28 protein-coding genes are annotated in these 25,635 nt (G+C 46.9%); 27 read left to right on the top strand and 1 reads right to left on the bottom strand.

The features are described 5' to 3' along the window. Positions 1-146: 146 nt before the first annotated feature. The 8 genes from K6T22_RS10410 (at position 147) to K6T22_RS10375 (ending at position 8,038) form a co-directional block, all read left to right on the top strand. Positions 147-1,169 carry a YpbB family protein gene (locus K6T22_RS10410; protein WP_238236996.1) on the top strand — a complete coding sequence of 341 codons (1,023 nt, stop codon included), beginning with the start codon at positions 147-149 and terminating at the stop codon, positions 1,167-1,169. Next, on the top strand, positions 1,169-2,599 hold the full coding sequence (locus K6T22_RS10405) for a RecQ family ATP-dependent DNA helicase (RefSeq protein WP_238236994.1): 1,431 nt from the start codon (positions 1,169-1,171) through the stop codon (positions 2,597-2,599). Before K6T22_RS10410 ends, K6T22_RS10405 begins: the two co-directional genes overlap by 1 nt. 43 nt (positions 2,600-2,642) lie before the next feature. Beyond that, positions 2,643-2,837, top strand: a complete 195-nt coding sequence (locus K6T22_RS10400) for a hypothetical protein (RefSeq protein WP_053453747.1) — start codon at positions 2,643-2,645, stop codon at positions 2,835-2,837. A gap of 71 nt (positions 2,838-2,908) precedes the next feature. After that, positions 2,909-3,793: a MerR family transcriptional regulator gene (locus tag K6T22_RS10395; RefSeq protein ID WP_023468657.1), complete on the top strand. Its 885-nt coding sequence runs from the start codon at positions 2,909-2,911 to the stop codon at positions 3,791-3,793. 57 nt (positions 3,794-3,850) lie between these two features. Beyond that, on the top strand, positions 3,851-4,441 hold the full coding sequence (locus tag K6T22_RS10390) for an adaptor protein MecA (RefSeq protein WP_238236993.1): 591 nt from the start codon (positions 3,851-3,853) through the stop codon (positions 4,439-4,441). A gap of 139 nt (positions 4,442-4,580) precedes the next feature. Beyond that, positions 4,581-5,525: a D-alanine--D-alanine ligase gene (locus tag K6T22_RS10385; protein ID WP_238236989.1), complete on the top strand. Its 945-nt coding sequence runs from the start codon at positions 4,581-4,583 to the stop codon at positions 5,523-5,525. A 134-nt stretch (positions 5,526-5,659) separates the two neighbouring features. Next, on the top strand, positions 5,660-6,925 hold the full coding sequence (locus K6T22_RS10380; protein WP_023468654.1) for a Glu/Leu/Phe/Val family dehydrogenase: 1,266 nt from the start codon (positions 5,660-5,662) through the stop codon (positions 6,923-6,925). Positions 6,926-7,048: 123 nt separating this feature from the next. Continuing rightward, positions 7,049-8,038 (top strand): YpdA family putative bacillithiol disulfide reductase, encoded by a 990-nt coding sequence (locus K6T22_RS10375; protein ID WP_238236988.1) that lies wholly within the window; start codon positions 7,049-7,051, stop codon positions 8,036-8,038. Between the two features lie 52 nt (positions 8,039-8,090). Here the strand turns inward: K6T22_RS10375 and K6T22_RS10370 are convergent, their stop codons facing one another. Then, entirely contained in the window at positions 8,091-9,059 is a 969-nt protein-coding gene (locus K6T22_RS10370) for an asparaginase (protein ID WP_238236980.1), read from the bottom strand. A 167-nt stretch (positions 9,060-9,226) separates the two neighbouring features. On the opposite strand from K6T22_RS10370, the gene prsW reads away from it, so the two are divergent. The 19 genes from prsW (at position 9,227) to K6T22_RS10275 (ending at position 25,611) form a co-directional block, all read left to right on the top strand. Continuing rightward, the gene (prsW, locus tag K6T22_RS10365; protein WP_238236978.1) at positions 9,227-9,904 is read left to right on the top strand and encodes a glutamic-type intramembrane protease PrsW; all 678 of its coding nucleotides are present in this window, start codon (positions 9,227-9,229) and stop codon (positions 9,902-9,904) included. 19 nt (positions 9,905-9,923) lie between these two features. Continuing rightward, on the top strand, positions 9,924-10,580 hold the full coding sequence (locus K6T22_RS10360; RefSeq protein ID WP_283205680.1) for a flagellar brake protein: 657 nt from the start codon (positions 9,924-9,926) through the stop codon (positions 10,578-10,580). A gap of 76 nt (positions 10,581-10,656) precedes the next feature. After that, positions 10,657-11,331 carry a (d)CMP kinase gene (gene cmk / locus K6T22_RS10355; RefSeq protein ID WP_238236971.1) on the top strand — a complete coding sequence of 225 codons (675 nt, stop codon included), beginning with the start codon at positions 10,657-10,659 and terminating at the stop codon, positions 11,329-11,331. After that, entirely contained in the window at positions 11,328-11,927 is a 600-nt protein-coding gene (locus K6T22_RS10350; protein WP_238236966.1) for a lysophospholipid acyltransferase family protein, read from the top strand. The genes cmk and K6T22_RS10350 overlap by 4 nt, the downstream gene beginning before the upstream one ends. Before the next feature lie 102 nt (positions 11,928-12,029). Beyond that, positions 12,030-13,163: a 30S ribosomal protein S1 gene (gene rpsA, locus K6T22_RS10345; RefSeq protein ID WP_050677442.1), complete on the top strand. Its 1,134-nt coding sequence runs from the start codon at positions 12,030-12,032 to the stop codon at positions 13,161-13,163. Positions 13,164-13,286: 123 nt separating this feature from the next. Further along, a complete protein-coding gene (gene der, locus K6T22_RS10340; RefSeq protein WP_238236965.1) occupies positions 13,287-14,597 on the top strand; it encodes a ribosome biogenesis GTPase Der in 1,311 nt (436 codons plus the stop codon). Positions 14,598-14,611: 14 nt separating this feature from the next. After that, positions 14,612-15,637, top strand: coding sequence for an NAD(P)H-dependent glycerol-3-phosphate dehydrogenase (locus tag K6T22_RS10335; RefSeq protein ID WP_238236963.1), 1,026 nt, complete (start codon positions 14,612-14,614; stop codon positions 15,635-15,637). Between the two features lie 39 nt (positions 15,638-15,676). Then, the gene (locus K6T22_RS10330; RefSeq protein WP_034786022.1) at positions 15,677-15,853 is read left to right on the top strand and encodes a DUF2768 domain-containing protein; all 177 of its coding nucleotides are present in this window, start codon (positions 15,677-15,679) and stop codon (positions 15,851-15,853) included. Then, entirely contained in the window at positions 15,850-16,584 is a 735-nt protein-coding gene (locus K6T22_RS10325; RefSeq protein WP_238236962.1) for a hypothetical protein, read from the top strand. The genes K6T22_RS10330 and K6T22_RS10325 overlap by 4 nt, the downstream gene beginning before the upstream one ends. Positions 16,585-16,669: 85 nt before the next feature. Beyond that, complete coding sequence (locus K6T22_RS10320) at positions 16,670-16,942, top strand: HU family DNA-binding protein (protein WP_012370671.1); 273 nt, start codon at positions 16,670-16,672, stop codon at positions 16,940-16,942. A 140-nt stretch (positions 16,943-17,082) separates the two neighbouring features. Continuing rightward, the gene (locus K6T22_RS10315) at positions 17,083-17,661 is read left to right on the top strand and encodes a heptaprenyl diphosphate synthase component 1 (protein WP_238236961.1); all 579 of its coding nucleotides are present in this window, start codon (positions 17,083-17,085) and stop codon (positions 17,659-17,661) included. Positions 17,662-17,683: 22 nt separating this feature from the next. After that, positions 17,684-18,391: a demethylmenaquinone methyltransferase gene (locus tag K6T22_RS10310; protein WP_238236960.1), complete on the top strand. Its 708-nt coding sequence runs from the start codon at positions 17,684-17,686 to the stop codon at positions 18,389-18,391. Between the two features lies 1 nt (position 18,392). Beyond that, a complete protein-coding gene (locus K6T22_RS10305) occupies positions 18,393-19,355 on the top strand; it encodes a polyprenyl synthetase family protein (RefSeq protein ID WP_238236959.1) in 963 nt (320 codons plus the stop codon). A gap of 93 nt (positions 19,356-19,448) precedes the next feature. Beyond that, positions 19,449-19,865 carry a nucleoside-diphosphate kinase gene (gene ndk, locus K6T22_RS10300; RefSeq protein WP_238236958.1) on the top strand — a complete coding sequence of 139 codons (417 nt, stop codon included), beginning with the start codon at positions 19,449-19,451 and terminating at the stop codon, positions 19,863-19,865. 192 nt (positions 19,866-20,057) lie between these two features. Continuing rightward, positions 20,058-20,834, top strand: a complete 777-nt coding sequence (locus tag K6T22_RS10295; RefSeq protein ID WP_238240099.1) for a CheR family methyltransferase — start codon at positions 20,058-20,060, stop codon at positions 20,832-20,834. Positions 20,835-20,853: 19 nt separating this feature from the next. Continuing rightward, a complete protein-coding gene (gene aroC / locus K6T22_RS10290; RefSeq protein ID WP_238236956.1) occupies positions 20,854-22,008 on the top strand; it encodes a chorismate synthase in 1,155 nt (384 codons plus the stop codon). Then, positions 22,005-23,066 carry a 3-dehydroquinate synthase gene (gene aroB, locus K6T22_RS10285; RefSeq protein ID WP_238236951.1) on the top strand — a complete coding sequence of 354 codons (1,062 nt, stop codon included), beginning with the start codon at positions 22,005-22,007 and terminating at the stop codon, positions 23,064-23,066. Before aroC ends, aroB begins: the two co-directional genes overlap by 4 nt. Further along, positions 23,057-24,313 carry a 3-phosphoshikimate 1-carboxyvinyltransferase gene (gene aroA / locus K6T22_RS10280; protein WP_238236950.1) on the top strand — a complete coding sequence of 419 codons (1,257 nt, stop codon included), beginning with the start codon at positions 23,057-23,059 and terminating at the stop codon, positions 24,311-24,313. Before aroB ends, aroA begins: the two co-directional genes overlap by 10 nt. Positions 24,314-24,348: 35 nt before the next feature. Beyond that, on the top strand, positions 24,349-25,611 hold the full coding sequence (locus K6T22_RS10275; protein ID WP_238236948.1) for a tetratricopeptide repeat protein: 1,263 nt from the start codon (positions 24,349-24,351) through the stop codon (positions 25,609-25,611). The last annotated feature ends 24 nt before the right edge of the window (positions 25,612-25,635 follow it).

The raw sequence follows: 25,635 nt of genomic DNA, 5'->3' as shown, positions 1-25,635 counted from the left end.
ATTTCAATGACGAAGCGTAAGTGACAACAGAAAATGTATATATCATCACATGCCCGCAAATGGTATGTCTAAAACGTAGCGAACGAAAATGTCCAAGGATCATATCTAAATAGATGAACAATAGGAATCAGGAGGGAGCGTGACATATGGAAGTTTCTTTACTGGAGCGTATTTTTCTGGAATCGATTCAGCGTCTCCGAAATGAACGTTCGGACCGGAGTCTTTATCATGTTTTTCAAGGGAAGAAGTCAGCCACTTCCCTGCAAGATGCTCATTTTTATGATTTGGAGTCGACGTTTGGTACCGTTACAGTCAGTAAACAACGATTTGAATCGATCTTAACTGAACTTGCCGAGAAACAGTGGATCGAACGGCAAGAGACATTACGATTGACAAACGAAGGGGCGCAACTTGTAAATCAAACGAATAGCGCAGTCATTGATCAACTCGGTGGTGAACTACGTGGATATGCCGAGATGATGTGGAAACGACTCAGTCTGCTCATTCAAACGCTGATTTGTCTAGAAGCGAAACAACCGTTCATTCCCGTGCAACAGGAGACGATTGTCCGCGAATGGGTAAAAAGCGTTCTTCCGACCATTTCGAATCGTGCGCATTGGTTACATCATATGCATCAAGAGTTAATACGGCTCTTTGAGCGTTTACCAGAGCGAGAGGCGACATTGATCAGTTATCGATTGTCTGGTGTGCAAGCAGGATGGTCCTATCCGCAATTGGCACGCATGATGAAGGTGGATGTTGAGACTGTTCAGTTCGAATTTATAATCGCTTGGCGAAAATGCATCGCTGACTTAGAAAAAGCACCACTCCTAAAACAGATCGGTGCTGATTTACACACATCGAAAATGACGCAGTCTGCTCAAACGACGTGGGAGTTATTGCAACAGGGATTAACGGTTGAAGATGTTGCGATTCGGAGACGACTAAAAAATAGTACGATGGAAGATCATCTCGTCGAAATCGCCATGTATGCTCCTTCTTTTCCGTTGGATCATTTTGTCATACCATCGCAGCAAGAAGAAATTCGTCGTATTTCGCAACAACTCAGTACTTACGCACTCAAGCGAATCAAAAGTGAGATGCAGACAGACGCATCCTATTTTCAGATTCGACTTGTTCTAGCACGTAGCAAATGGGAGGGGATTTAATGGAAGCGTTATTGCATCGTCATTTCGGCTATGAAGTGTTTCGACCCGGACAACGCCCAATCATCGAATCCATCCTGAACGGACACGACACGCTTGCCATCTTGCCGACAGGTGGAGGCAAATCTGTCTGTTATCAGTTTCCTTCTTACGTTCAAGGTGAAGGACTGACATTGATTCTGTCACCGTTACTGTCGTTGATTGAAGATCAAGTCATGCAAATCAAACGCCGGGGAGAGCGGTCTGTCGCTAAGTTAACTTCTGTCGAGACGCGAGATGAGAAAGAACAGATTTTATCTGTCCTCGAACATCTACGGTATCTGTACTTATCACCGGAACAACTCGCATTACCGCAGATCCGAGCTCGCTTAAAGCAGGTCAACATCGCATTATTCGTCGTGGATGAAGCACATTGTATCTCGCAGTGGGGACACGAGTTTCGACCGGAGTATACAAGACTCGGTCAAATCCGACAAGAGCTTGGATTTCCACCATGCCTCGCTTTAACAGCAACCGCGACGCATGCTGTGGAGGAGGATATTCGAACACAATTACGTATGCGTGATCCAAAAGTTATTCGTCGTTCTATTAATCGACCAGAACTCCAGTATGTCGTCGATCGCGTCGATCGAGATGAAAAAGACGCCGTACTACAACGATGGATGGCGCGCATCGTTCGTCCGTGCGTCATCTATACGACAACCCGTAAAGAAGCGGAACGGGTTGCGGGAATCATCGAAGGAGCGACCTATTATCACGCTGGATTAACGATTGAAGACCGCCAGCTTGTTCAACAACAGTTTCTTCATGATGAAATTGATTGTCTCGTTTGCACGAGCGCCTTTGGGATGGGCGTTGATAAGGGGAATGTCCGAACGGTCATTCACCATACGATGCCTGCGACGCTTGAAGCCTATATGCAGGAAGTCGGACGCGCTGGTCGAGACGGAAAAGAGGCGACGGCCATTTTGCTGTATGCCCCTCAAGACGAACAATTACAAACGTACTTGATCGATACACAATATGCACCTGCTCTTTGGATTGATCAGTTGCAAGAAGGCATGCATCGCGGTGAATCGTACGCCAAAATAGAAAGTCGTCTGCGTCTTAACCCGGAAGATCCGGCTTATCGATTACTAAAATCACAACTCGAGAACGGTTGGTCGAAGGAACTAATCATCCAGTGGCAAACGGAACGTAAACAACTGAAACGGCAAGAGGTCAAGCACATGATGGACTATATTCACCGGAATGAATGTCGCCGTACGATGTTATTACATCATTTTGATGAACCGGCTATCGTTCAACCACGTTGTTGTGATATCTGCGGAACGATTGAGTGGGAAAAACCAGTGAAAAGAAAGGTACCTCAACCGGTAGATTGGAAAATGCGTTTAGAACAAGTCTTTTTTTCATCACCAGATTCAGTGTAAACTAGAAAATATCCTTATATTTTTCAAGAAAAGGTGATGAACATTGAGTAAACAGGATCAACGACGGTTGCATCAGAGCGAAGAGGATCAATTATTGCCACCGCGTTCTTCGCGTATTGAACACGTTCGAAATGAACGATTAAAACAGCCATTTCGAAAAAATCCGCTAGCGATCACGCTGACGGTACTCATGATCACGATCATCATCGCCTTCGTCTCCATCGGTTTCATGATGTAAAGGCACATTGTGAACGGAGATTTTTTTCCTTTCAGCGTATACTAGAAAGGAAGGGGAAGGAGGCACGATGCATGGATCGTGGGAAATATAATATCAAAGCAGTCGCTGCGTTAGTGGGGCTCAACCCGACGACCATTCGTGCTTGGGAGCGGAGATATCAGGTGCTCGATCCGGATCGAAGTGAATCCGGACATCGAATTTATAGTGATAACGACGTCGCGAAATTACGCTGGATCGTCGATAAACAAAAAGAGGGATTGTCTGTCTCTAAAGCAATCCAATTGTATGAAATGCCCGTTAATCGGGCTGAAGTACCGCACGATTATGGAGTCGAACTGCGAGATCAGTTATTCCAGGCATTGACGAACTTTGAAGAACGACATGCGCATGACATCATGAACAAGGCATTCTCGATGTTTAGCTTCGATAAAGTCATTCAGGACATCGTCGGTCCGCTCTTACATGAGATTGGCGTGAAGTGGGAGTCGGGAGAGATTACGATTGCGCATGAGCATTTTGCTACGGCATTTTTAAGAGCCCGTCTCTCGACACTGTCGTTACAAATGCCGATCAATCCATTTTTACCGCGAATCGTCTGTGTCTGCGCGCCCGAAGAAGAACACGAACTCGGGCTACTTTTCTTCACGCTTTACTTACGTCAATCTGGATTTGATGTCATTTTCCTCGGTTCCGGTATACCGGTTCAGGATTTAGTGACGGTCACGCATCAGTTGCAACCGAAAGCGGTCATTCTCTCTTGCACGTTATCGGATCACTTACCGTTACTTGATGAAGCGTTAGCACGTTTGATGTCTGATTTTCCGGATCTTGAGATTGGTCTTGGTGGTTATGCGGTCGATCAGCTCCCGGAACGATATGGTCCACATTTACTTGGTGCAGACGATCAATCTTGGAAAAGTTGGTTAAGTCGACTCACTCCGACAACTGGTGTATAGTATGGTTCATAACGAACGGAGACATCTGTGTTTCCGGTTTTGACTGGAGGAGTCTATATGAGGTTTGAACAAATGAAACAAGGACACCTTCGTGTCTTCATCACAAAGCAAGAGTTATCGCTTCACGACGTCCGACCAGAAACGTTGGCTGTCGGGAAGGGACAAGCTTTATTGCGCAACTTATTAGAAGAAGCCGAATCGAATTATGGTTTTCAGGCAGCAGGAACACTCGAATTTTTCGTTACGTTCTTCCCGAATGACGGCATGCTCGTCGATGTACGCCGTGAAGGTGATTTACCAGAAGAGATGAATGAAGAGTTCGATCAAGTCGAAATCCGGATGACGGTCGATATCGTCCATCATGTCTTATATGCATTACACTCGCTAGAAGATGTCATCCAAGCGAGTCATGGATTGTTGCGACATATGTCCCATACGGAGACTGGCGGTAGCCTCTACTTCTTCGAAGGGAGCTACTACCTCTACTTCCAAGAACGGATGAATGAGACGCTCGAGCGCACGGTGACGACGATTCTATCGGAATACGGTGAGCCGAGTCCGAAAAGTCCACTCGTCATGGCGGAGTATGGAAAAACGATTCAGTCGGAACATGCCGTTGCAACGATTGCTGAACAGTTCAATATTTAGAACATCCGGTGTGGTGTTGCCTCTGAAGGCAATATCACACCTTTTTATCTTCTGTCCGAAGTGGCACCATTTTGTATTTTTTCATGGTCAGAAGGATGGTATGATAATCATTGAACGTAAGAAGAAGGAGTGAAGTAGGATGAAAGTGGCAGTGTTATATGGTGGGACTTCGGGAGAACGAGAGGTTTCACTAAACAGTGGAAAATCGATCATGGAAGCATTAAACAGTAAAGGACATCAGGTCACAGCTGTTGATTTCCATCCTGATCGGGCACATGAACTCTTCCAACTCGATGTAGATGTGGCTGTCATTGCTCTTCACGGAAAGATTGGTGAAGATGGGCGCGTGCAAGCGTTACTTGAACTTGCAGATATTCCATACACAGGTTCAGGTGTTTTAGCGTCAGCACTTGCGATGGATAAGGCACGATCAAAAGTTCATTTTGATAAAGCAGGGATCACGATCGCGCGTGACGTATTGTTAGAGCGGCAAGATGATATCGAAGCAAAAATCGCGGAATGGAATGGACAATTCCCTTGTGTCGTTAAACCAGCGCAGGAAGGATCATCGAATGGACTGACGATTGCCCAAGATGAGACGATGTTACGCGAAGGAATCGCTAAGGCATTTGAAGCAGATGATGCAGTGCTTGTTGAGCAATTCATTAAAGGACGCGAAGTGACTGTTCCAGTTGTTGGTCATAAAGGGGCAGAAAAAGCATTACCAGTCATCGAGATCATTCCGAAGAACGCTTTTTATGACTACGAGTCAAAATACGCCATCGGAGGTTCAGAACATATTTGTCCGGCTGAACTGAACGAAGAAACGACAGCGAAACTCCAGGAATGGGCTGTTAAAGCACATCAAGTGCTCGGTTGTGCAGGATATTCACGATCTGATTTCCTCGTTCCGAAATCCGGAAATCCCGTCATCTTGGAGACGAATACACTACCTGGTATGACTTCGACAAGTTTATTCCCGGACGGTGCACGAGCAGTAGGGATCGAATATCCGGAATTGGTCGAATATTTCATGGAACTTGCGATTGAACGCCATCGTCAAACAAAACAGCCGAATCAATAATATCCTAATAAAAGAAGTGAGAAAGCGCTTACAAATATAGGCGTAACCCCTTTCATTACGTTCGAGAAAAGAGTATACTTTATCCGAACAAGGAAACGGCATAGGGGATGCCACTTATGGGGAGGAACGTTGGAATGATCACTGACCAACAACATGCGAATCACCGCAAGAACGTACTGGAAGCGACACAAGAAATCGTCAAGGAAGCACTAGGAAAACTAGGTTATCCGGACGAGATGTATGAATTACTTAAAGAACCACTCCGGATGTTGACAGTCCGGATTCCGGTGCGGATGGATGACGGTTCGACAAAAATCTTCACAGGATATCGTGCGCAACATAACGATGCCGTTGGACCAACGAAAGGTGGGATCCGTTTCCACCCGAACGTGACGGAAGTCGAAGTCAAGGCGTTATCCGTCTGGATGAGTTTAAAGGCGGGTATCGTTGACTTACCATATGGCGGCGGGAAAGGCGGAATCATTTGTGATCCGCGTGAGATGAGTTTCCGTGAAATTGAACGTCTCAGCCGTGGGTATGTTCGTGCCATCAGTCAGATCGTGGGACCGACCAAGGATATTCCAGCTCCTGATGTCTTCACGAACTCACAAATCATGGCATGGATGATGGACGAATACAGTCGAATCGATGAATTTAACTCGCCAGGATTCATTACAGGTAAACCACTCGTTCTAGGTGGTTCACATGGTCGTGAGACAGCAACAGCGAAAGGTGTCGCAATCATGATCCGTGAAGCAGCTGCTAAAAAGGGCATTTCGCTTGAAGGCGCACGTGTCGTCGTTCAAGGATTCGGAAATGCAGGAAGTTTCTTATCGAAGTTCATGTATGACCTAGGTGCAAAGGTCATCGCGATCAGTGACGCTTATGGAGCACTTCATGATCCGAACGGACTTGACATTCCATATCTTCTCGACCGTCGCGATTCGTTTGGAACAGTGACGACACTGTTCAAAAATACGATCTCGAACAAAGAATTGCTTGAGCTCGAATGTGATATTCTTGTCCCAGCTGCAATCGAGAATCAAATCACAGAAGACAACGCGCATGATATCAAAGCGGCGATTGTCGTCGAAGCGGCTAACGGTCCGACGACGAACGAAGCGACGAAGATTCTCGCTGAACGTGACATTCTGATCGTTCCAGATGTTCTAGCTTCGAGTGGTGGCGTAACGGTTTCTTACTTCGAATGGGTACAGAACAATCAAGGATACTATTGGACAGAAGAGGAAGTTCACGAGAAACTCGAAAAAGTTCTCGTCAACTCATTCAACCAAGTCTATCAGACAGCACAGACGCGAAATGTTGATATGCGTCTTGCAGCCTACATGGTCGGTGTCCGGAAGATGGCGGAAGCATCTCGTTTCCGTGGTTGGGTCTAACGTAATATGTGCTACACCCGTTCCTGATGATGAGGAACGGGTGTTTTCCTGTTGCAATTTCTTTCGTCTCTGGGTGAGATTTGCTAAGATATAAAAAAAGCAACCGGAAGAGGAGATATTCGAATGTTAGATTGTATCGTAATCGGTGCTGGACCGTGTGGGTTATCTGCAGCGATCGAAATGCAAGATCGAGGACTAGACGTCGAAGTGCTCGAAAAGGGAAATATTGTCGAAGCGATCTATCGTTATCCGACACATCAAACGTTCTTTTCAAGTAGTGAAAAATTAGAAATCGGTGGTGTACCGTTCATCAATAAGGAATTAAAACCGCGACGTCTCGATGCTCTTGTCTACTACCGAGAAGTCGTCAAACGAAAACAGTTGACGATTCGTCCATTTGAGACAGTCGAGAAAATTGACCGTCAAGCCGATCATTTCATCATCCATTCAGAACGTTCCGGGGAAAAGAGGTGCCGGGAAGCGCGCTCCGTCGTGCTTGCGACAGGCTATTACGGTTTACCGAACCGAATGGACGTCCCTGGAGAGGAATTACCTCATGTATCGCACTACTTCACGGAAGGGCATCCATATTTTGATCAGGATGTCGTCGTCATCGGTGGGAAGAATTCAAGTGTTGATGCAGCAATCGAACTTGAAAAAGCGGGGGCGCGTGTGACCGTTCTTTACCGCGGACCGGAGTATAGTCCGTCCATCAAACCATGGGTGTTACCGAACTTCGAATCACTCGTTCGTTCAGAAAAGGTCAAGATGATTTTTGATGCAACGATCGAAGAAATTACGGAGCAAGAGGTCGTTTATCAAATAGATGGCGATAACCGGACCGTCCGTGCCGACTTTGTATTTGCGATGACTGGATATACACCAGACGTCGGTTTGTTCGCTGACACAGGCATCACGATCGACCGCGAGACCGGAATTCCGAGTCATGATGAAGAGACGATGGAGTCGAACGTACCTGGTATCTATATTGCAGGTGTCGTGGCAGCAGGATATGACGCCAATAAAATATTCATTGAAAATGGGCGTTTTCACGGTGCAAACATTGCAAATCATCTTGTCGAACGATTACGTGGTGCATCAATCCAAGCCTAAACAAAACCTCTCGATCCGGACATCTACTTTCCGGATCGAGAGGTTTTTTCATTTATTCAACGCGGAATGATTCTTCAAGTTCTGGTTGTGACGCATCGATTTCGAGTTCGACCATCAGTTTAAGCCGCGCTTTTTGTGAATTCAGACCATTCGAGAAAATGACGCCGAGTTCTTTTAATTGTTGTCCTCCACCCGTATAACCATAAACGTCTTGAACGATTCCGTTAAAACAGCGACTGACGATGACGATCGGCATGACGGTAATTAATTCAGCAATCGCATCAACGATACTTGGAGGAACATTCCCTTGACCGAGAACTTCTAGGACGAGTCCGTCATAACCGAGTTGTTTGACAGCAAGCAATAGATCCGGTTCCATGCCGGCATAGACTTTTAAAACCGCAACCCGTTTTGAGAGCGACGTCACCATATGTGTTTGCTTCAGAAGCGGTGTATTGAATAAGTAGACATGGTCCTTCGTCACCATCCCGAGATTTCCGAAATGAACGGATTTAAACGTATCAACGGATGACGTATGCGTTTTCGTGACATTGAATGCCGAATGAATTTCCCCGTTGAAGACGACAAGGACACCTTTTTCACGAGCAGCTTGACTGACAGCAACACGAAGGGCTGTGATCAAATTAAACTCGCCATCGGAGCCGACTTCATTAGAAGAACGCATCGCTCCCGTCAAGACGATCGGAACAGGTGCCCCGAGTGTCAAATGTAAGAAGTAAGCCGTCTCTTCAAGCGTATCCGTACCGTGGGTGATGACGACGCCGTCATAGTGTTCTTTCGCGAGCTCTCCCTCGATGAAATGCGCTAGACGGAGCATGATGTCAGGTGTCATATGCGGAGAAGGTAAATTTGCGAAGTGACGCGTCGTGATGTTGGCGATATCGGTTGCTCGTGGGAGTGAAGCATCGAGTGGATTGATATCATTTGGTAAGACGTGACCAGAATGATCTTGTGCCATGGCAATCGTTCCACCCGTATGAATGAGTAATAATGATTTCATGCTAAAGGGTCTGTGTCAAAAGACAGAAGACCTTCACCTACTTTCTATAACGGATTCGATTTGTTCTTCCATATTGTAACCTTTTTCCCTTTTGAAACAACGAGGACGTTTTCTTTTTTTCAAGAAACCTTTATTCTTATTAAGAGGAAGAAAGGGGGAGAGGAAGCGTGGTTCAAATCGTTTTCTCCGGAGTTGCCCCAGGTATCGCACTCCTAACTTATTTTTACCTACGTCACGAACATGAATCGGAGCCAGTCGGATATATCCTTCGTAGCTTCATCTTTGGCATTTTACTCGTCTTTCCTTTGATGTTCATCGATTACATTGTCCAGACAGAGTTTGGTGGACGTGAAGAGGTGCAATTGATCCGAACAGCAGTCACGGAGGAGTTCGCTAAATGGTTCGTCGTCTTTTATACGGTTTATATTCATCAACGTTTTAATGATTATTATGACGGCATCATCTATGCAGTCGCCTGTTCTCTTGGATTTGCAACGCTTGAGAATATTTTATATCTAATGGTGAACGGAACGGTTGAACATATGCTCTTCCGAGCCTTGTTGCCCGTATCCGGTCACGCCTTGTTTGCGGTCATCATGGGATTCTTCATGGGGATGGCAAAATTTTCGCCTCATCCTTATCGATGGTTGTCGCTCTCAATTGCGCTTCCGGTATTTGCGCATATCTTATTTAATTTGTTAATATTGGAAAATGGTGGTATATCCTTTTTGCCAATCGTCTTCATGGTCATCTTATGGACGATTGGATTATTTCAAGTACGAGGTGCCAATCGTTTGAATCGACGATTTAAACGAAACAAGCAACATTCAGATGGCATCAAATAGAGAGTAGGAGCGAAGTAGTATGATGGAAATCGGGGATTTGGTAATGCTTTCGAATAGTGAGGATCGGCAGGGGCGCTCAAAGGTGACGGCCGTGACAAACCGGTTGATTTGGATTGAAGCGCCGAGTGAGGTCGCGACGCTCAAAACATTCATCTTGTCAGAGCAGGAGGAAGTATCTTTTTATTTCTTCAAGGAGAAAGGTAAATTATTTGGGTTTGATACAGTAGTCGTCGAACGACAAAATGATCCACTTCGTGGTCAACGATATGCTTTAAGACGACCGAAGGACGATCAAATCGAGCGGATCCAACGGCGTCAGTTCGTCCGAGTGCCTCAAATTTTGGACGTCGCCGTACATCCGCATAAAACGCAATTCAAACCGTTCACGACGGTGACGCTTGACCTATCAGCAGGTGGAATGATGATATTGTCGGATCAACTACCGATTCAAAAAGACGAAGAGGTAGAGATGACATTCATCCTACCTACCGGTGAAGGGGTATCAAGTACTCTAGACGTCGTTGCTGAGCTCGTTCGAATCGATCGTCGCGAAGAAAGGTATGAATTAGCGTTCCAATTTACGATGATTCCTGATCGAAGTCGTGAACTTGTATTGCGTCATTGTTATCAAATGCAAATGAAAAGTTCAAGAAGGGGCATGAATCCATTCACCTGACCGTATTTTTTTGCTATGATAACGTTCGGAAGAATGAATCCCTATCAATCATGGGGAAGATGGAAGGACAGGATGGATGATGAAAAAGATTCAAATTGCTTTAGATGGACCAGCGGGTGCTGGAAAAAGTACGATCGCAAAACAATTGGCAGCGCGCCTTGACTATGTATATATCGATACAGGAGCCATGTACCGGGCCGTGACGCTGGCAGCACTTGAACAATCGCTTGATCTCAACAATGGTGAAGTGCTCGGCGAATTGATGAAATCGCTTGATATTCGTTTAACACCAGGCGAAAACGGGCAACGTGTCTTTATTGGTGATCGCGAAGTGACGGATGCGATTCGTTCGATCGAGATCACGAATAATGTCTCGTTCGTCGCTCGACAAAAAGAAGTCCGGGCTGCGCTTGTTACAGCACAACGGAAATTAGCTGAACACGGTGGCATCGTCATGGATGGACGTGATATCGGTACAGTCGTGTTACCGGAGGCGGAATTAAAAGTCTTCTTAACAGCGACCGTGGAAGAGCGTGCAGCTCGTAGACATCGCGAAAACATCGCGCGTGGGATGGATAGTGACCTCACGATTCTTCAAGACGAGATCGCGTTACGTGATAAACGAGACAGTGAGCGTGAAGTCTCGCCATTACGCCAAGCTGACGATGCGCTTTATCTGGATACGACAGAGATGACGATTGATGATGTCGTCGTGCGTTTGATGGAACTAACAGAAGGTGTTTTAAAATGAAACGTCAAGATACCGTTTATCGAATTGCGCGGTTCGTTGTCTGGGTCATTGCCAAAACAGTCTTCCGAGTGAAGGTGACGGGGCAAGAGAACATCCCAAAGGACGGTTCTTTACTCGTCTGTGCCAATCACAGTTCAAACTGGGATCCGGTCTTCCTCGTCAGTGCGATTCCACCGAAACGTGCGGTTCGTTACATGGCAAAAGAAGAATTGTTTAAAGTTCCTGCCTTAAAACAGTTGATGATTGCGGCAGGAACATATCCCGTCGGTCGCGGTCAAGGAGATCGTCAAGCCTTGAAACGAACGATTGAGCTGTTGAATTCGGATGAGACGGTCGGTATTTTCCCGGAAGGAACACGTTCTGCACCAGGTGAATTCACATCAGCTCAACCGGGTGTCGGGTTCTTTGCGTTACGATCGACTGCTCAGATTTTACCGATTGCCATCATCGGATCATATCGTCCATTTAAACGGATGCACGTCGCGATCGGAAAACCGGTTGATATTTCGGATTTACGCGATCAACGCGGCGCAGCGAAATCGATTTCTGACCGAATCATGGACGAAATCAAATCCGTCTACTTCAATCACGCTTAATACCTTGACAAATAGTCAGAATTGTAAGAAGTTAGAAGCAGGATAAACGCATTGACATATGTCAGGCGTTTCTTGTACTCATCGTGAGGAGGTTGTTTTGGAATGGTCGAAGAAATGAAAGATATGCCTGATTTTGAAATTCATCGGGACCAGGTAGTTACCGGAATGGTCGTGAAAATTGAAGACAAGCAAGCACTCATTGATATCGGATATAAAACAGAAGCCATCTTACCGATTAGCGAAGTATCGAGTCTCCATCTCGATGACATTCGCGGCGTGTTGAACGTCGGAGATGAACTACAAGTGAAGGTCAAGAAAATCACGGATGAAGAGGTCGTCGTCTCAAAACGAGAAATCGACGCGCTCAAAGCGTGGGAGCAAGTAGAAGAAAAGTATAAATCAGGCGAAATCTTTGAAGTTGTCGTCAAAGACATCGTCAAAGGTGGTCTCGTTGTTGATATCGGTGTTCGAGGGTTCATTCCAGCGTCACTTGTTGAGCGGCATTACGTCGAGGATTTCTCGGACTATATCGGTCGTTCGATTGAAGTCAAGGTCGTTGAACTCGATCAAGAGAAGAACCGTGTCATTCTCTCGCACAAAGCCGTCGTTGAAGGCGAATTGAACGCGAAGAAAAAAGAGACACTCGAAAATTTAGAAGTAGGTCAAATCCTCGAAGGTACAGTCCAACGTTTAACGGACTTTGGTGCTTTCGTTGATATCGGTGGCGTCGACGGTCTCGTTCATATCTCGGAGATGGCACACCACCGTGTCGAACGTCCTTCAGATATCGTCACGGAAGGTCAAAAAGTCGAAGTCAAAGTACTTGGTGTCGACCGTGATACGGAAAAGGTCAAGTTATCGATCAAGGAAACACAACCTGGTCCATGGCAACAGATGGAAGGGAAGATCGAAGCTGGCGATATCGTCAAAGGACGTGTGCGTCGTCTCGTCCAGTTCGGTGCCTTCATCGAACTTGCGCCGCAAGTAGAAGGACTTTTGCATATTTCACAAATCGCAAACCGTCATATCGGGTCGCCTTCGGAAGTACTCGAAGAAGGGCAAGAAATTGAAGCGAAAGTACTGGAAGTGCGTCTCGATGAGCATAAGATTTCGCTGTCAACACGTGTCCTTGAAGAGGAAGAATCATCCGCTGACGACTACTCGGATTATACGAATCAATCAGAAGGTTTCTCGGTCGCTGACTTGACTGAGGACGATTCTGACAAGAAAGAATAAGCAATGACACAAAGCGGACACAAGCGTGTCCGCTTTTTATATGCGGTTTGTTATGGTATATGAGAGTTTGATTTGATACAATAGAACGGCTATGAAGCGAGAGAAGAGAAAGAAGGTGTTGGGATGGCAATTCCAGTCGTGGCGATCGTAGGTCGCCCAAATATCGGAAAGTCGACGATTTTTAACCGGGTGATTGGAGATCGGGTTTCAATCGTAGAAGACAAGCCAGGCGTTACCCGCGACCGTATTTACGGAACTGGAGAATGGCTGAATCGTCATTTTCATTTGATTGATACAGGTGGAATCGAAGTTGGGGATGAGCCCCTACTTCAAATGATGCGTCATCAGGCGGAGCTCGCCATTGATGAAGCGGACGTCATCATTTTCATGGTGAACGGACGCGAAGGAATCACAGCAGCAGATGAGGAAGTCGCGAACATGTTATTCCGTTCGAACAAACCAGTCGTCATAGCTGTCAACAAAGTGGATAATTTTGAAATGCGTGATTTAATGTATGAATTCTACTCTCTTGGATTCGGAGACTTGTTCCCGATTTCTGGTACGCATGGTCTTGGTCTCGGTGATTTACTGGACCGTGTCCTTGAACTAGCACCAGATAAAGAAGAGTTGGAATACGATGAAGGCACGATTAAGTTTGCCTTGATTGGTCGCCCGAATGTCGGGAAATCAAGTATGACGAACTCGATTCTTGGTGAAGAACGTGTCATCGTCTCGAGCATCGCAGGTACGACACGTGATGCCATTGATACACCGTTTTCGCGAGATGAACAAGAATACGTCATCATTGATACGGCAGGGATGCGAAAACGAGGAAAAGTCTATGAATCGACGGAACGTTTTAGTGTCATGCGTGCACAAAAAGCAATCGAGCGGGCAGACGTCGTCTGTGTCGTGCTTGACGGTGAAGAAGGTATCATTGAACAAGATAAAAAAGTTGCCGGCTATGCTCATGAAGCAGGACGTGCGATCGTCATCGTCGTCAACAAATGGGATGCTGTCGAAAAAGATGATAAGACGATGAAGAAAATGGAAGAGGAGATTCGGGAAGAATTCCGATTCCTTGACTATGCACCAATCGTCTTCGTCTCAGCGAAAACAAAACGTCGCTTGCAGACGTTGTTACCGGTCATTCAACAAGCAGCGCACAGTCATGCCCAACGGATTCAGACAAGCGTCTTGAACGATGTCATCGTTGATGCTGTCGCGATGAACCCTGCGCCGACAGATAAAGGAGTTCGTCTTCGGATTAACTATGCGACTCAAGTCGCGTCACGTCCGCCAACGTTCGTCTTGTTCGTCAATGATCCAGAATTGCTGCACTTCTCTTATAAACGATATCTCGAGAACCGGATTCGGGAAGCATTTGATTTTACAGGTACACCAATTCGGATTTTAGCTCGTCAAAAACAATAATGAGGTGAGTCAGTATGACCAAAATCGCTGTCATCGGAGCGGGAAGTTGGGGAACAGCCCTCTCGCTCGTCTTAGCCGATAATGATCAGGAAGTCATGCTTTACGGTCGTGAACAAACAAACGTCGACCGCATCAATGAACATCATGAAAACGCGCAGTTTTTGCCGGGTGTCGTGTTACCGCAATCACTGAAGGCGACGACGGATCTCAAAGTGGCGGTTGATGGAGCAACGCATATCTTGATTGTGACACCGTCATCCGCCATTCGAGCGGTTTCTCGTCAACTCAATGAGTTGCTGACGGAACCAGTTGTTTTGATCCATGCATCGAAAGGGATCGAGCCAAAGACACATCTTCGATTGTCAGAATTAATCGAAGCAGAGGTCGATCCTGCGAAACGTAAAGCCGTTTGTGTATTGACAGGTCCTTCGCATGCCGAAGAGGTCGCATTACGTAAACCAACGACAGTGACGATCGCATCAGATGATTTAGAAGAGGCCGGTCGTGTACAGGAATTGTTCACGAACGAAAACTTCCGTGTCTATCTGAATGCGGACATCATCGGAGCAGAACTGGGTGGTGCCCTGAAGAACATCATTGCTCTTGCCGCAGGTATGACGGATGGTCTCGGTTATGGAGACAATGCGAAAGCAGCTTTGATTACGCGTGGAATGGTCGAAATTGCTCGTCTCGGTACGTTACTTGGAGCTAATCCGATGACGTTCACTGGTTTGACGGGAATGGGTGACTTGATCGTTACGTGTACATCGGTTCATAGTCGAAATTGGCGTGCGGGGAATGCAATCGGTCGAGGGGAAAAATTAGAGACTGTGCTTGAAAACATGGGAATGGTCGTTGAAGGCGTTCGTGCGACTCAAGCAGCGTATGATTTGGCGGAGACGAAACAGTGTGAATTGCCGATCACTTCTGCCCTCTATCATGTTCTCTTTGACGGTCATACACCGGAAGAAGAAGTCAAAAAGTTGATGCAACGACCACAGAAAAATGAAATCGAGCATCTCTTCACGACGAAAGATTAACGGAGTGGGGTGGAAACCTTGAGTCCAGGATTAATAAAAATGTGGATTTCGTTCGCTGGCATCGGACTCTTTGCGATCAGTGTCTTGCTGGTTACGGTCAGTCGGACGAAGTTGAAAGGGATATGGCAGGTTCTCGTATCGACCTTGGCATTCGTCTGTTTCATCGTCGCGTCGATCATCATGGTATTCATCGTCATGGCGGGGCCAAGCGCATGAAGAAGTGGTTTGTCATCCTCATGCTCATACCGGTGACGTTGTTGTCCGGTTGTCTATTTCCAGACAGTCAGAAGCCGTCGAACCGTGTGCCGTATCCGCAACAATTACGTACCGTTCAGGAGGCCGTTGAGGCTTACCAAAAAGACACAGGTGTTTTACCAATCAAAACGATGGAGGCAGATACACCGCTCATGGAGCGGTACCAAATTGAACTCGGGCGGTTAATACCGCGTTATATGAGCGATCCACCATCGAATAGTTTTGAAGGTGGGGGAACGTTCATCTACTTGTTAGTCGATGTCGAGACGAAACCGACTGTTAAGTTGATGGATTTACTTGTTGCGGAAGAGCTACAAAAGCTCCAAGTCCGAATCGATGCTTATCGGAAAAAGAATGATAAGTATCCCTTCAAAGGATCGTTTGGTAAGAACCAGTTTACGCTTGACTACAAAAAATTATTCATCAAAAAGGAACCGACTGTCCCAAGTCCGTACTCGGATGAAAAATTATCGATCTATGTCGATGGTCAAGGACGACTCTTCATCAACTATTTACCAGAGTTGAAGAAAGCTGTCCAAACTGCGAAGAAAAAGCCGAAAGTTGGTCAAGATATTCGGTATTTGCTCTATGAAGATCAACCTTTTGTTCCTGCCTATTCCCAAAGCTACACGATAAACGAAAAAGGCGAACCTGTGTTTTCAGAGGAATCGATCGAAGAATCTGAAAATTGAACGTTATTTACACGAAAATGTTGTAATAGCAACGTTTATGGGGTATGATTACCCTCGAAGAAGTGATTGGGAGGGGGTGAAAGTAATGAACAAAACTGAACTCATTCAAGCAGTCGTCGAAAAATCAGGTCTTACGAAAAAAGACGTGACGAAAGTTGTCGAATCAACATTCGAATCGATCACTGAGACACTTCAGTCTGGAGAAAAAGTCCAATTGATTGGATTTGGTAACTTTGAAGTCCGTGAGCGTGCAGCCCGTAAAGGTCGCAACCCACGTACGAAAGAAGATATCGAGATTCCAGCAAGCAAAGTACCTGCCTTCAAACCAGGTAAAGCATTGAAAGATGCTGTGAAGTAATCCGGCTACATAGTCGCCCGAGATTTTCTCGGGCGGCTTTTTTGTGGACATTCAGAAGCGTGAAAACCCGCCGATTATGGTATATTAAAAAAGAAGAACGTCCATCAACGAGATGGCACTGGAGATCGGGGGGTAAAAGCATGGAACAACATGAGCTGCGCGTGGATGAAATCATCACTGCACTCACCACTAAACAAACGACACGATTGGCTCGACATGTGGATTTCCCTTCCATCGATCGTGAACAGATCAGTTGGTTGATTGATGTCGCTCAGCATGACACGCTGGATGTTGAAGCACTCGTCAAAGCGATTCACTTCGCACAAGTCGCGCTACGTCTACATGAACGTGTCAATGAGACGCTACGTGGTTCGAAGGAGCGACAGCTTCTTGTATTAGCAGGAGATCTATTTTCGAGCTACTTCTTCGAACAGTTAGCCGGGTTGCCAAAAGAGATTCTCGTCTCATTCGGACGGACCATTCAACGTGTCAATGAAGCGAAGTGTGCCTTACACGAAATGAATTATGCATCGACGGAAGAACGGGTTCTCTTATGGTTAACGGCAGAGTTCGGATTAATGCAAGGACTCGCAACAATCACCAAACGAGAATGGCTGACACGACAAGGGCGACAGATCATTCAGCAACAGGCAGAACAATTAGATCTAGTCGCACAGAAATTACTGTTATCGCATCTCGAACAGATGGCGGTTGCATAAGATCTTGGAAAGGGTGAGCGGTGTGCAGACAAAAGATAAAGAAAAAAAAGTATATGAAGTGTTCCAATCGATATCAACGAACTACGACCAAATGAATTCAGTCATCAGTTTCCGATTGCATAAATTATGGAGACGCGAGACGATGCGCCGAATGCAAGTCTTCCCTGGCGCCAAATGTCTCGATCTTTGTTGTGGAACGGCAGACTGGACGATTCAACTAGCGAAAGCAGCCGGTCCGACGGGTGTCATCAAAGGACTCGATTTTTCAGAGAACATGTTAAAAGTCGGTGTGGAGAAGGTAGAAGCGCTCGATATGAAAAACATCGAGTTGATCCACGGGAACGCGATGGATCTACCATTTGGTGACAACTCGTTTGATTACGTCACGATTGGCTTTGGCTTACGGAACGTACCAGATTATCTTCAAGTCATCAAAGAGATGCATCGTGTCTTAAAACCAGGTGGAACGGTCGTTTGTCTTGAGACGAGTCAACCGACTGCTCCGATTTTCCGCGAAGCGTACTCGTTATACTTCGGAAAAATCATGCCACAAGTCGGTCGCCTGCTTGCAAAATCATATGACCAATACAACTGGCTACAAGAATCGACGGAAGTATTCCTCGACCGCGTCGAACTGAAACAACTCTTCGAACAGGCAGGCTTCATGCAAGTGGAAGTCAAAGCATTCGCGGGTGGGGCTGCTGCGATGCACCTTGGGAAGAAGTGGTGAGATGTCACTGCATTCCATCTACCGTGATGTCACGAAGGAAGTTAATTTAGTCGATCGCTTTCTGATCAGTCATATCGCTTCTGAAGAACCAACAATCGATGCGGCAGGAAAACAACTGCTGAAAGCTGGTGGGAAACGGATTCGACCAGCGTTCGTATTGCTCGCATCCAAGTTCGGTGAGGCAGATCGAGATGAACTGATTCGTGTAGCGGCAAGCCTTGAACTTGTCCATATGGCATCACTCGTCCACGACGATGTCATTGATGACGCGGAACTACGTCGAGGAAAACCGACCGTCATGCAATATTTTGATGAGGAAGTGGCGCTATATTCGGGTAATTATTTGTTCGGAGAAGCCGTCCGATTGATTGGTGAGGTCGGCAAGCCGGAACTTGTCCAAGTCATGGTTCATACGATGCGTGAAATTTGTGAGGGTGAGATTGAGCAAATCTATGACCAATACGATTGGGAACAGTCGATTAAACGATATATCAAACGAATTGAACGAAAGACAGCTATTCTCATTGAGGCGAGTTGTCATCTTGGTGCGATTGTTGCGAATTGTTCTGCAGCCGATACGAAAGCGTTACGGTTGTTTGGGCGAGATATCGGACTCGCTTTTCAAATTGCTGACGACTTGCTTGATTTCACAGCGAACCGTACAGAACTCGGTAAGCCGGTAGCAGAGGACCTGCGTCATGGACATAAAACATTACCCGTCTTTTATGGTGCAGAGAACGCTGCCTTTTATGAACGTCTTTCGCAAATCGAGAGCATGCCAACACATGAAGAAGTAGCACCCTTACTATCGTTTCTTCAAACTTCAGGTGCCCTCGAACGGACGCAACAGACGGTCGATCATTATATCCATCGTGCCATCAAACGTCTTGAACCATTACCTAAATCCTCAGCTAAGCGTTCGCTTGAAGAAGTAGCGCGCTACGTTGGAAAACGAAAAGGTTGAAGATTGTAAAAAATTTCTTGCTGTTCTTTTCAAAAGCCATTAAACTTACTATGTAAGCGCTTTTCTAAAAGCATTTCATAGGGGGAACTAGAGATGGAACAGACATTTTTAATGGTTAAACCGGATGGCGTAGAACGTGGATTGATTGGGGAAATCATCGGACGGATCGAACGCAAAGGGTTTATCATTCGGGAAATGAAAATGATGAATGTTACCGAAGAGCTTGCAAAAGCACATTACGAAGAGCATGCTGAGAAACCATTCTTTGGAGAGTTGGTCACTTTCCTCACATCGGGTCCTGTCGTCGCACTTCGCGTCGAAGGCGCAGACGTCGTTGCCGTTTCTCGTTTGATGATCGGGAAGACAAAACCACTTGAAGCAGCACCTGGAACGATTCGTGGTGATTTTGCGAACACGATGAGTGAGAACGTCATTCATGGTTCGGACAGTATCGAAAGTGCGGAGCGTGAGCTTGCGCTTTGGTTTCAAGGACAGCCAGTCAACGCGTAATACATGAAAAAAAAGACAACGGGGAAGGGATTCGATCTGATCGAATCCCTTTTGTCGTATTCTTATAAAACGGAATGACCAGATTACTTAATTGCTTTTTGGAATGCCTATAGCTTTATGCTACTATAGAAAATAAGTTGAAGCGGTCATGGAGATGACCATTCGATATCGAGAGTGAGCGAGGTGTGCCAATTGGAAGATTATGAACTTTTCATTCAACGGTTCAAGACCAAATCAGGGATTGATCTCGGTCAGTATAAAGAAGCACAGATGAAACGACGATTGACAGCGTTACGTGATAAAAAAGGCTACAGTACATTTGCGTCTTATATGCAGGCAATGGATAAGAGCACATCGTTATACGAAGAGTTTTTAGATCGAATGACGATCAATGTCAGTGAATTTTTCCGCAATCCGATACGTTGGCAACAATTAGAGCAAGACATCTTACCGCTCCTAGAGTCACGAGCACATGGACGCATCCGGACGTGGAGTGCAGCTTGTTCGACCGGAGAAGAACCGTACTCCTTAGCGATGATCTTAAGTGAACGACTCGACCCGTCCGCTTTTACGATTCAAGCAACGGATTTGGATGATCTTGTCCTTGAAAAGGCAAAGCTTGGTCGATACGGCGCCTCCGCTTTGAATGAAGTCGTAGAGGTGCGAAAAAAGAAATATTTCATCGAGCAGGAGCAGACGTTTGAAGTCGTGCCGGAAATTAAACGACTCGTTCGTTTTAGTAAACATAATCTATTAGGAGACCGGTACGATACGGGGTTTGATTTAATCATCTGCCGCAACGTACTGATTTATTTTACGGAAGAAGCGAAAGCACATGTCTATCGTTCGTTCGTCGAGGCCTTAAAGCCGGGCGGTATCCTATTCGTTGGCGGAACGGAGCAAATTTTCCAACCGGAACGATTTGGATTAAAGATGAAGCAAAGCTTCTTTTACGAAAAAATCGGTTGAACAGAAAGGGATGAAGCGAATGCGTTACATGACAGCAGGAGAATCACACGGAAAAGGGTTGACCGTCATCATCGATGGGATGCCGGCAGGACTCACGATTGATTTCGAAGCCATTCAGCGCGAGATGACACGTCGCCAAGGTGGATATGGACGCGGACGACGGATGCAAATCGAACAAGATCAAATTGATGCACGTGGCGGGATTCGTCATGGATACACGACGGGATCACCGATCAGTTTGTTCATCGAAAACAAGGATCATACGCACTGGACTCAAGTCATGCAGGCAGAACCGCTAGAAGAAAAACTAGAGCGTCCTCGGACGCTGACACGTCCACGTCCCGGACATGCTGATCTCGTCGGTGGATTGAAGTACGGTCATCGTGACCTACGCGACGTACTTGAACGTTCCTCAGCTCGTGAGACGGCAGCACGTGTAGCCGTCGGCGCCTTCGCTAAACAATTACTTCATGAACTCGGGATCGAAGTGTTCTCGCACGTACGGTCGATTGGCGGCATCGACGCACCTTGGAAGGATCCAGTTGAACATCAGGAAACAATCGATGCTTCACCTGTTCGTTGTGCAGATGAGGCGGCAGGACAAAGGATGATGGAAGAAATTGATACAGCTAAAAAAGAAGGAGATACACTCGGGGGGGAGATTGAAATCGTCGTGACGGGCATGATGCCAGGCGTCGGTTCCTTCACGCAAAACGATCTCAAACTCGACAGTCGAATCGCACAAGCCGTCATCAGTGTCAATGCGATGAAATCAGTCGGCTTTGGGGATGGATATGAACTTGGTCGTCGTAAGGGTAGTACTGTCCAAGATGAAATCATTCATGATGCATCAGGGTATCAGCGACGAACCAACCATTTAGGTGGAATCGAAGGTGGTATGTCGACAGGGATGCCGATTCGGGTCCAAGTAGCGATGAAGCCGATTCCGACGCTCTATCGTCCACTTCAATCAGTGGATATCGAGACGAAGGAAGCATTCACGGCACAAATCGAGCGAAGTGATGCCTGTGCGGTCCCTGCTGCATCCGTCGTCCTAGAAGCCGTCGTTGCGTTTGAGATTGCGGTCGCGATCCTTGAAATGTTCGGGACATCTACACTTGATCGTCTTCAAGCTGCTGTCGCTGCCTACAAAGAGGAGGTTCGGACGTTTTGATCGAGCTCGATATTCGGTTGAAGGCGTCATACCCCGTACTTATCGGAACCGGTACGTTATCGCGCTTGGCGCATCTCCCGGCGCTTCAAGCTGCGGATCGGATCTGGATCATCACGGATGAAACGGTGCATCAGTTGCACTTGAACACATTACAACAGGCGTTAGCAGCTACATCTGTTTCGACAGCTGTTCATATTAGCACGGTTGCGGCTGGGGAACAGAGTAAGTCGTTAGCGGTCTATGGTTCGTTATTAGAAGAAGGAATCCGATTCGAAATGACGCGACACAGCATCATCCTTGCATTTGGTGGGGGCATGATTGGCGATTTAGCAGGATTCGTCGCCGCCACTTTCTTGCGTGGTATCCCGTTCATTCAAATTCCGACGACACTATTAGCGCATGATTCAAGTGTTGGTGGAAAAGTTGGTCTGAACCTAGCCCTTGGGAAAAACTTGGTCGGTGCATTTTATCAACCGAGTGGTGTCGTGTATGATTTGACGCTTCTTCAGACATTACCGGACCGGGAATGGCGAAGTGGCTTCTTTGAGTTAGTCAAGCATGGCTTCCTCGCACGTCCATCGTTTGCAGACACGTTATTTGATGTCTCGCTGGAAGATATTAAAGGGCTCGATTTAGAAAACTGGCTTGCTCGCGGCATCAGTGTCAAGCGCGACATCGTCGAGCAAGATGAGACCGAACAAGGGATGCGGGCGTTTTTGAATTATGGGCATACGTTCGGTCATGCTGTTGAATATGCGAGTCCTGGTCTTGCGCATGGAGAGGCAGTAGGAATTGGACTCGTCTTCGTCAAATTCCTTGAAGGAAACGAAAAGCAGGCGGAACAACTCGGACGATTGCTCCACCGTCTCGGTACGGTATTACCGAAGCGGAAATCATTTGCAACGTATCTTGAACTGATGCGTCGCGACAAAAAGAACCAACACGCAACGATTCGATTCGTTCTTGAGAAAGAAGGACGATTCGTTCTAGAGGCGATGAGCGAAGAACGATTGCGCCAAGCATTTAATCAAACTGTGAGGTGTTTAGAATGGGCTTAAGAGGAACAGTACAAGTACCAGGCGATAAATCAATGACACATCGCGCCTTCTTGTTCGGAGGAATTGCTGAAGGAACGACACGTGTTAGAAATGCACTCGAAGGAGCCGATTGTCTCGCTTCACTAGAAGCGATGCAGTCACTTGGTGCACAAATCGAGCGAACACCAGAGGAAATTCGGATCACCGGAACGGATACATTTCAAGAAGCGACGATCGACTGCGGAAATTCAGGGACGACGATTCGTCTCTTGAGTGGTATATTAGCGGGCGGTCAAGCGACGTATGCGCTCGATGGAGATGCTTCCTTACGCAGACGTCCGATGAAACGGATCACGGAACCACTTGCCTTATTCGGGGCGAACGTAACTGGTGAAACCGCACCACTCCGTATCATAGGCACTCCACTAGTCGGAACGACGTATACGTTACCGGTTGCGAGTGCTCAAGTGAAAAGTGCTGTTTTGCTCGCGGGTCTACATGCGACAGGAGAAACGACAGTCATCGAGCCGATTTTATCTCGCGATCATACGGAGCGGATGTTGCCACAATTTGGTGTCGACGTATCGATTGACGACTTCGAAGATGGTCGTCATATTCGCCTCCAAGGTCCTGTTCGTCTGCAAGCGACGTCACTCGACATTCCAGGTGATCCGTCGTCAGCTGCATTCTGGTGGACTGCTGCCGCCATCGGTCAAGATAGTCGCATCACGACGACACACGTTTTGATGAATCCGACGCGTGTCGGTTTTTTACAGACGTTACGACAAATGGGTGCAAGTGTCGAAATCGATCATCGCTCGGAAGCGGGCGGCGAAGAGACGGCAGACGTGACGGTTGAGACGACATCGCTGCAAGCGATCACGGTCGAAGGGGACCAGATCCCTTCCTTGATCGATGAAATCCCGCTACTTGCTCTGCTTGCGACACAAGCGGAAGGACGAACGGTCATTCGCGATGCGGAAGAACTCCGCGTTAAGGAAACGGACCGGATCGAGACGGTCGTGACGGCATTACAACGTCTCGGGGCAAACATCGAAGCGACGGATGACGGCATGATCATCGAAGGTCCAACACCTTTGCAAGCAGCTGAAGTGGATAGTGCAGGCGATCACCGGCTCGCGATGATGTTGACGATTGCGGCGACGATCAACCCGGAAATTACGGTTCATGGACGCGAAGTAGTTGAAGTCAGCTACCCAACGTTCTATGATGATTTAAAGAAACTTCAATCCGACCGTTCTGAATAAGATACAGGTGGATAACAGAAAGTGGGGCGCTTGCCTTGAATGAACAATTATTGAATGGCATCATCGAAGAATTGGAACATGGTCATACTTCGGAAGCTTTAGCAGCATTAGAACAACTTGAAAAGACAGGTACGGATGAGGACCGCCTCGCCGTTGCCGATCTCTATATCGAACTCGGATTATCTGACCGGGCGGTTGATCTCTTAGCTCCGCTTTATGTCGAATACGCGGGTAACGCAGGAGTTGCCTTGTTACTGGCAGAGTGTTATATCGATTTGGATCGCGAAGAGGAAGCGATTTCCGTGCTCGAGCAGGTTGATACGTCGGACATGGAATACGGTCCCCGTTCGCTCGTGTTACTTGCGGATCTCTATCAGTCACAAGGACTCGACGAAGTGGCATTAGCGAAATTGAAAGAAGCGCGCAATCTGGCACCGGAAGAGCCGTTGCTCGCGTACGGACTCGCTGAGCTCTATATGACGCTTGGAGCCTTCGATCAAGCGGTACCATTATTCGCTGAAATCGCAGAACGCCCGGAGTTACGTGCTGAATTGCCGCTCGATGCGCTTTATGCGGAGTCACTCGCGATGACAGGGCAGTTTGAAGATGCGATTCCACTGTATGAACGTGCGGTGGCGGAACGATCTGACTTGCATACGCTGTTTGGTCTTGCGATGACGGCTCACCGAGTCGGGCAACATCAAAAAGCGGTTGAGACATTCCAACAATTGATTGCACAGGATCCGGATTATACGTCTGCGTACGTTCCATATGCGGAAAGCCAAGCCGAACTTGGTCTGACAAAAGAAGCACTAAACGTGATCAAGCAAGGGATGGAACGCGACGATTACAATGACGAGCTGCGGACGATGGAAGCCTTGTTCCTTCTGAAACTCGGTGATCGCGCAGGAAGTGTCCAAGCTCTGCGTGAGGCGCTTGCCTTGAATCCGGAATCGATCGTTGCTGCGGAACGTTTGCTGTCGTTACTCGCTGAAGATGAGGACCATGAAGCGATGATTGAGACGATCTCAGCCATCGAAGAACACGTGACGGCTCCGATTCTAACATGGTACCGGGCGCGTGCATTATATGCCTTAGAGGAATATACACAAGCGATGGAGAATTATGCGATAGTCGAGGGCGCATTTACAGAAGACGCACTCTTCTTGAAAGAGTATGGTTTTGCACTCGTCGAGGAAGGTCGGCGTGAAGAAGGACAACGTCTTCTCCGTCGTGCTGCCCAGTTGACACCAGAAGATAACGAACTCGTCGACTATGTTGAACGAATGGATGGATGACTTCACGGGAGAAGGGAGTAGGAT

It is taken from the genome of Exiguobacterium acetylicum (assembly GCF_022170825.1).
GTDB classification, from domain to species: Bacteria; Bacillota; Bacilli; order Exiguobacteriales; family Exiguobacteriaceae; genus Exiguobacterium_A; species Exiguobacterium_A acetylicum_B.
The sequence above is the reverse complement of the archived record's forward strand: the minus strand, read 5'-3'. Positions and strand labels throughout refer to the sequence as shown.

Coding starts and splice junctions, on each gene's coding strand:
- K6T22_RS10410 (WP_238236996.1), top strand. CDS start 147: ATGGAAGTTTCTTTACTGGAGCGTATTTTTCTGGAATCGATTCAGCGT.
- K6T22_RS10405 (WP_238236994.1), top strand. CDS start 1,169: ATGGAAGCGTTATTGCATCGTCATTTCGGCTATGAAGTGTTTCGACCC.
- K6T22_RS10395 (WP_023468657.1), top strand. CDS start 2,909: ATGGATCGTGGGAAATATAATATCAAAGCAGTCGCTGCGTTAGTGGGG.
- K6T22_RS10390 (WP_238236993.1), top strand. CDS start 3,851: ATGAGGTTTGAACAAATGAAACAAGGACACCTTCGTGTCTTCATCACA.
- K6T22_RS10385 (WP_238236989.1), top strand. CDS start 4,581: ATGAAAGTGGCAGTGTTATATGGTGGGACTTCGGGAGAACGAGAGGTT.
- K6T22_RS10380 (WP_023468654.1), top strand. CDS start 5,660: ATGATCACTGACCAACAACATGCGAATCACCGCAAGAACGTACTGGAA.
- K6T22_RS10375 (WP_238236988.1), top strand. CDS start 7,049: ATGTTAGATTGTATCGTAATCGGTGCTGGACCGTGTGGGTTATCTGCA.
- K6T22_RS10370 (WP_238236980.1), bottom strand. CDS start 9,059: ATGAAATCATTATTACTCATTCATACGGGTGGAACGATTGCCATGGCA.
- K6T22_RS10360 (WP_283205680.1), top strand. CDS start 9,924: ATGATGGAAATCGGGGATTTGGTAATGCTTTCGAATAGTGAGGATCGG.
- cmk (WP_238236971.1), top strand. CDS start 10,657: ATGATGAAAAAGATTCAAATTGCTTTAGATGGACCAGCGGGTGCTGGA.
- K6T22_RS10350 (WP_238236966.1), top strand. CDS start 11,328: ATGAAACGTCAAGATACCGTTTATCGAATTGCGCGGTTCGTTGTCTGG.
- rpsA (WP_050677442.1), top strand. CDS start 12,030: ATGGTCGAAGAAATGAAAGATATGCCTGATTTTGAAATTCATCGGGAC.
- der (WP_238236965.1), top strand. CDS start 13,287: ATGGCAATTCCAGTCGTGGCGATCGTAGGTCGCCCAAATATCGGAAAG.
- K6T22_RS10335 (WP_238236963.1), top strand. CDS start 14,612: ATGACCAAAATCGCTGTCATCGGAGCGGGAAGTTGGGGAACAGCCCTC.
- K6T22_RS10330 (WP_034786022.1), top strand. CDS start 15,677: ATGTGGATTTCGTTCGCTGGCATCGGACTCTTTGCGATCAGTGTCTTG.
- K6T22_RS10325 (WP_238236962.1), top strand. CDS start 15,850: ATGAAGAAGTGGTTTGTCATCCTCATGCTCATACCGGTGACGTTGTTG.
- K6T22_RS10320 (WP_012370671.1), top strand. CDS start 16,670: ATGAACAAAACTGAACTCATTCAAGCAGTCGTCGAAAAATCAGGTCTT.
- K6T22_RS10315 (WP_238236961.1), top strand. CDS start 17,083: ATGGAACAACATGAGCTGCGCGTGGATGAAATCATCACTGCACTCACC.
- K6T22_RS10305 (WP_238236959.1), top strand. CDS start 18,393: ATGTCACTGCATTCCATCTACCGTGATGTCACGAAGGAAGTTAATTTA.
- ndk (WP_238236958.1), top strand. CDS start 19,449: ATGGAACAGACATTTTTAATGGTTAAACCGGATGGCGTAGAACGTGGA.
- aroC (WP_238236956.1), top strand. CDS start 20,854: ATGCGTTACATGACAGCAGGAGAATCACACGGAAAAGGGTTGACCGTC.
- aroA (WP_238236950.1), top strand. CDS start 23,057: ATGGGCTTAAGAGGAACAGTACAAGTACCAGGCGATAAATCAATGACA.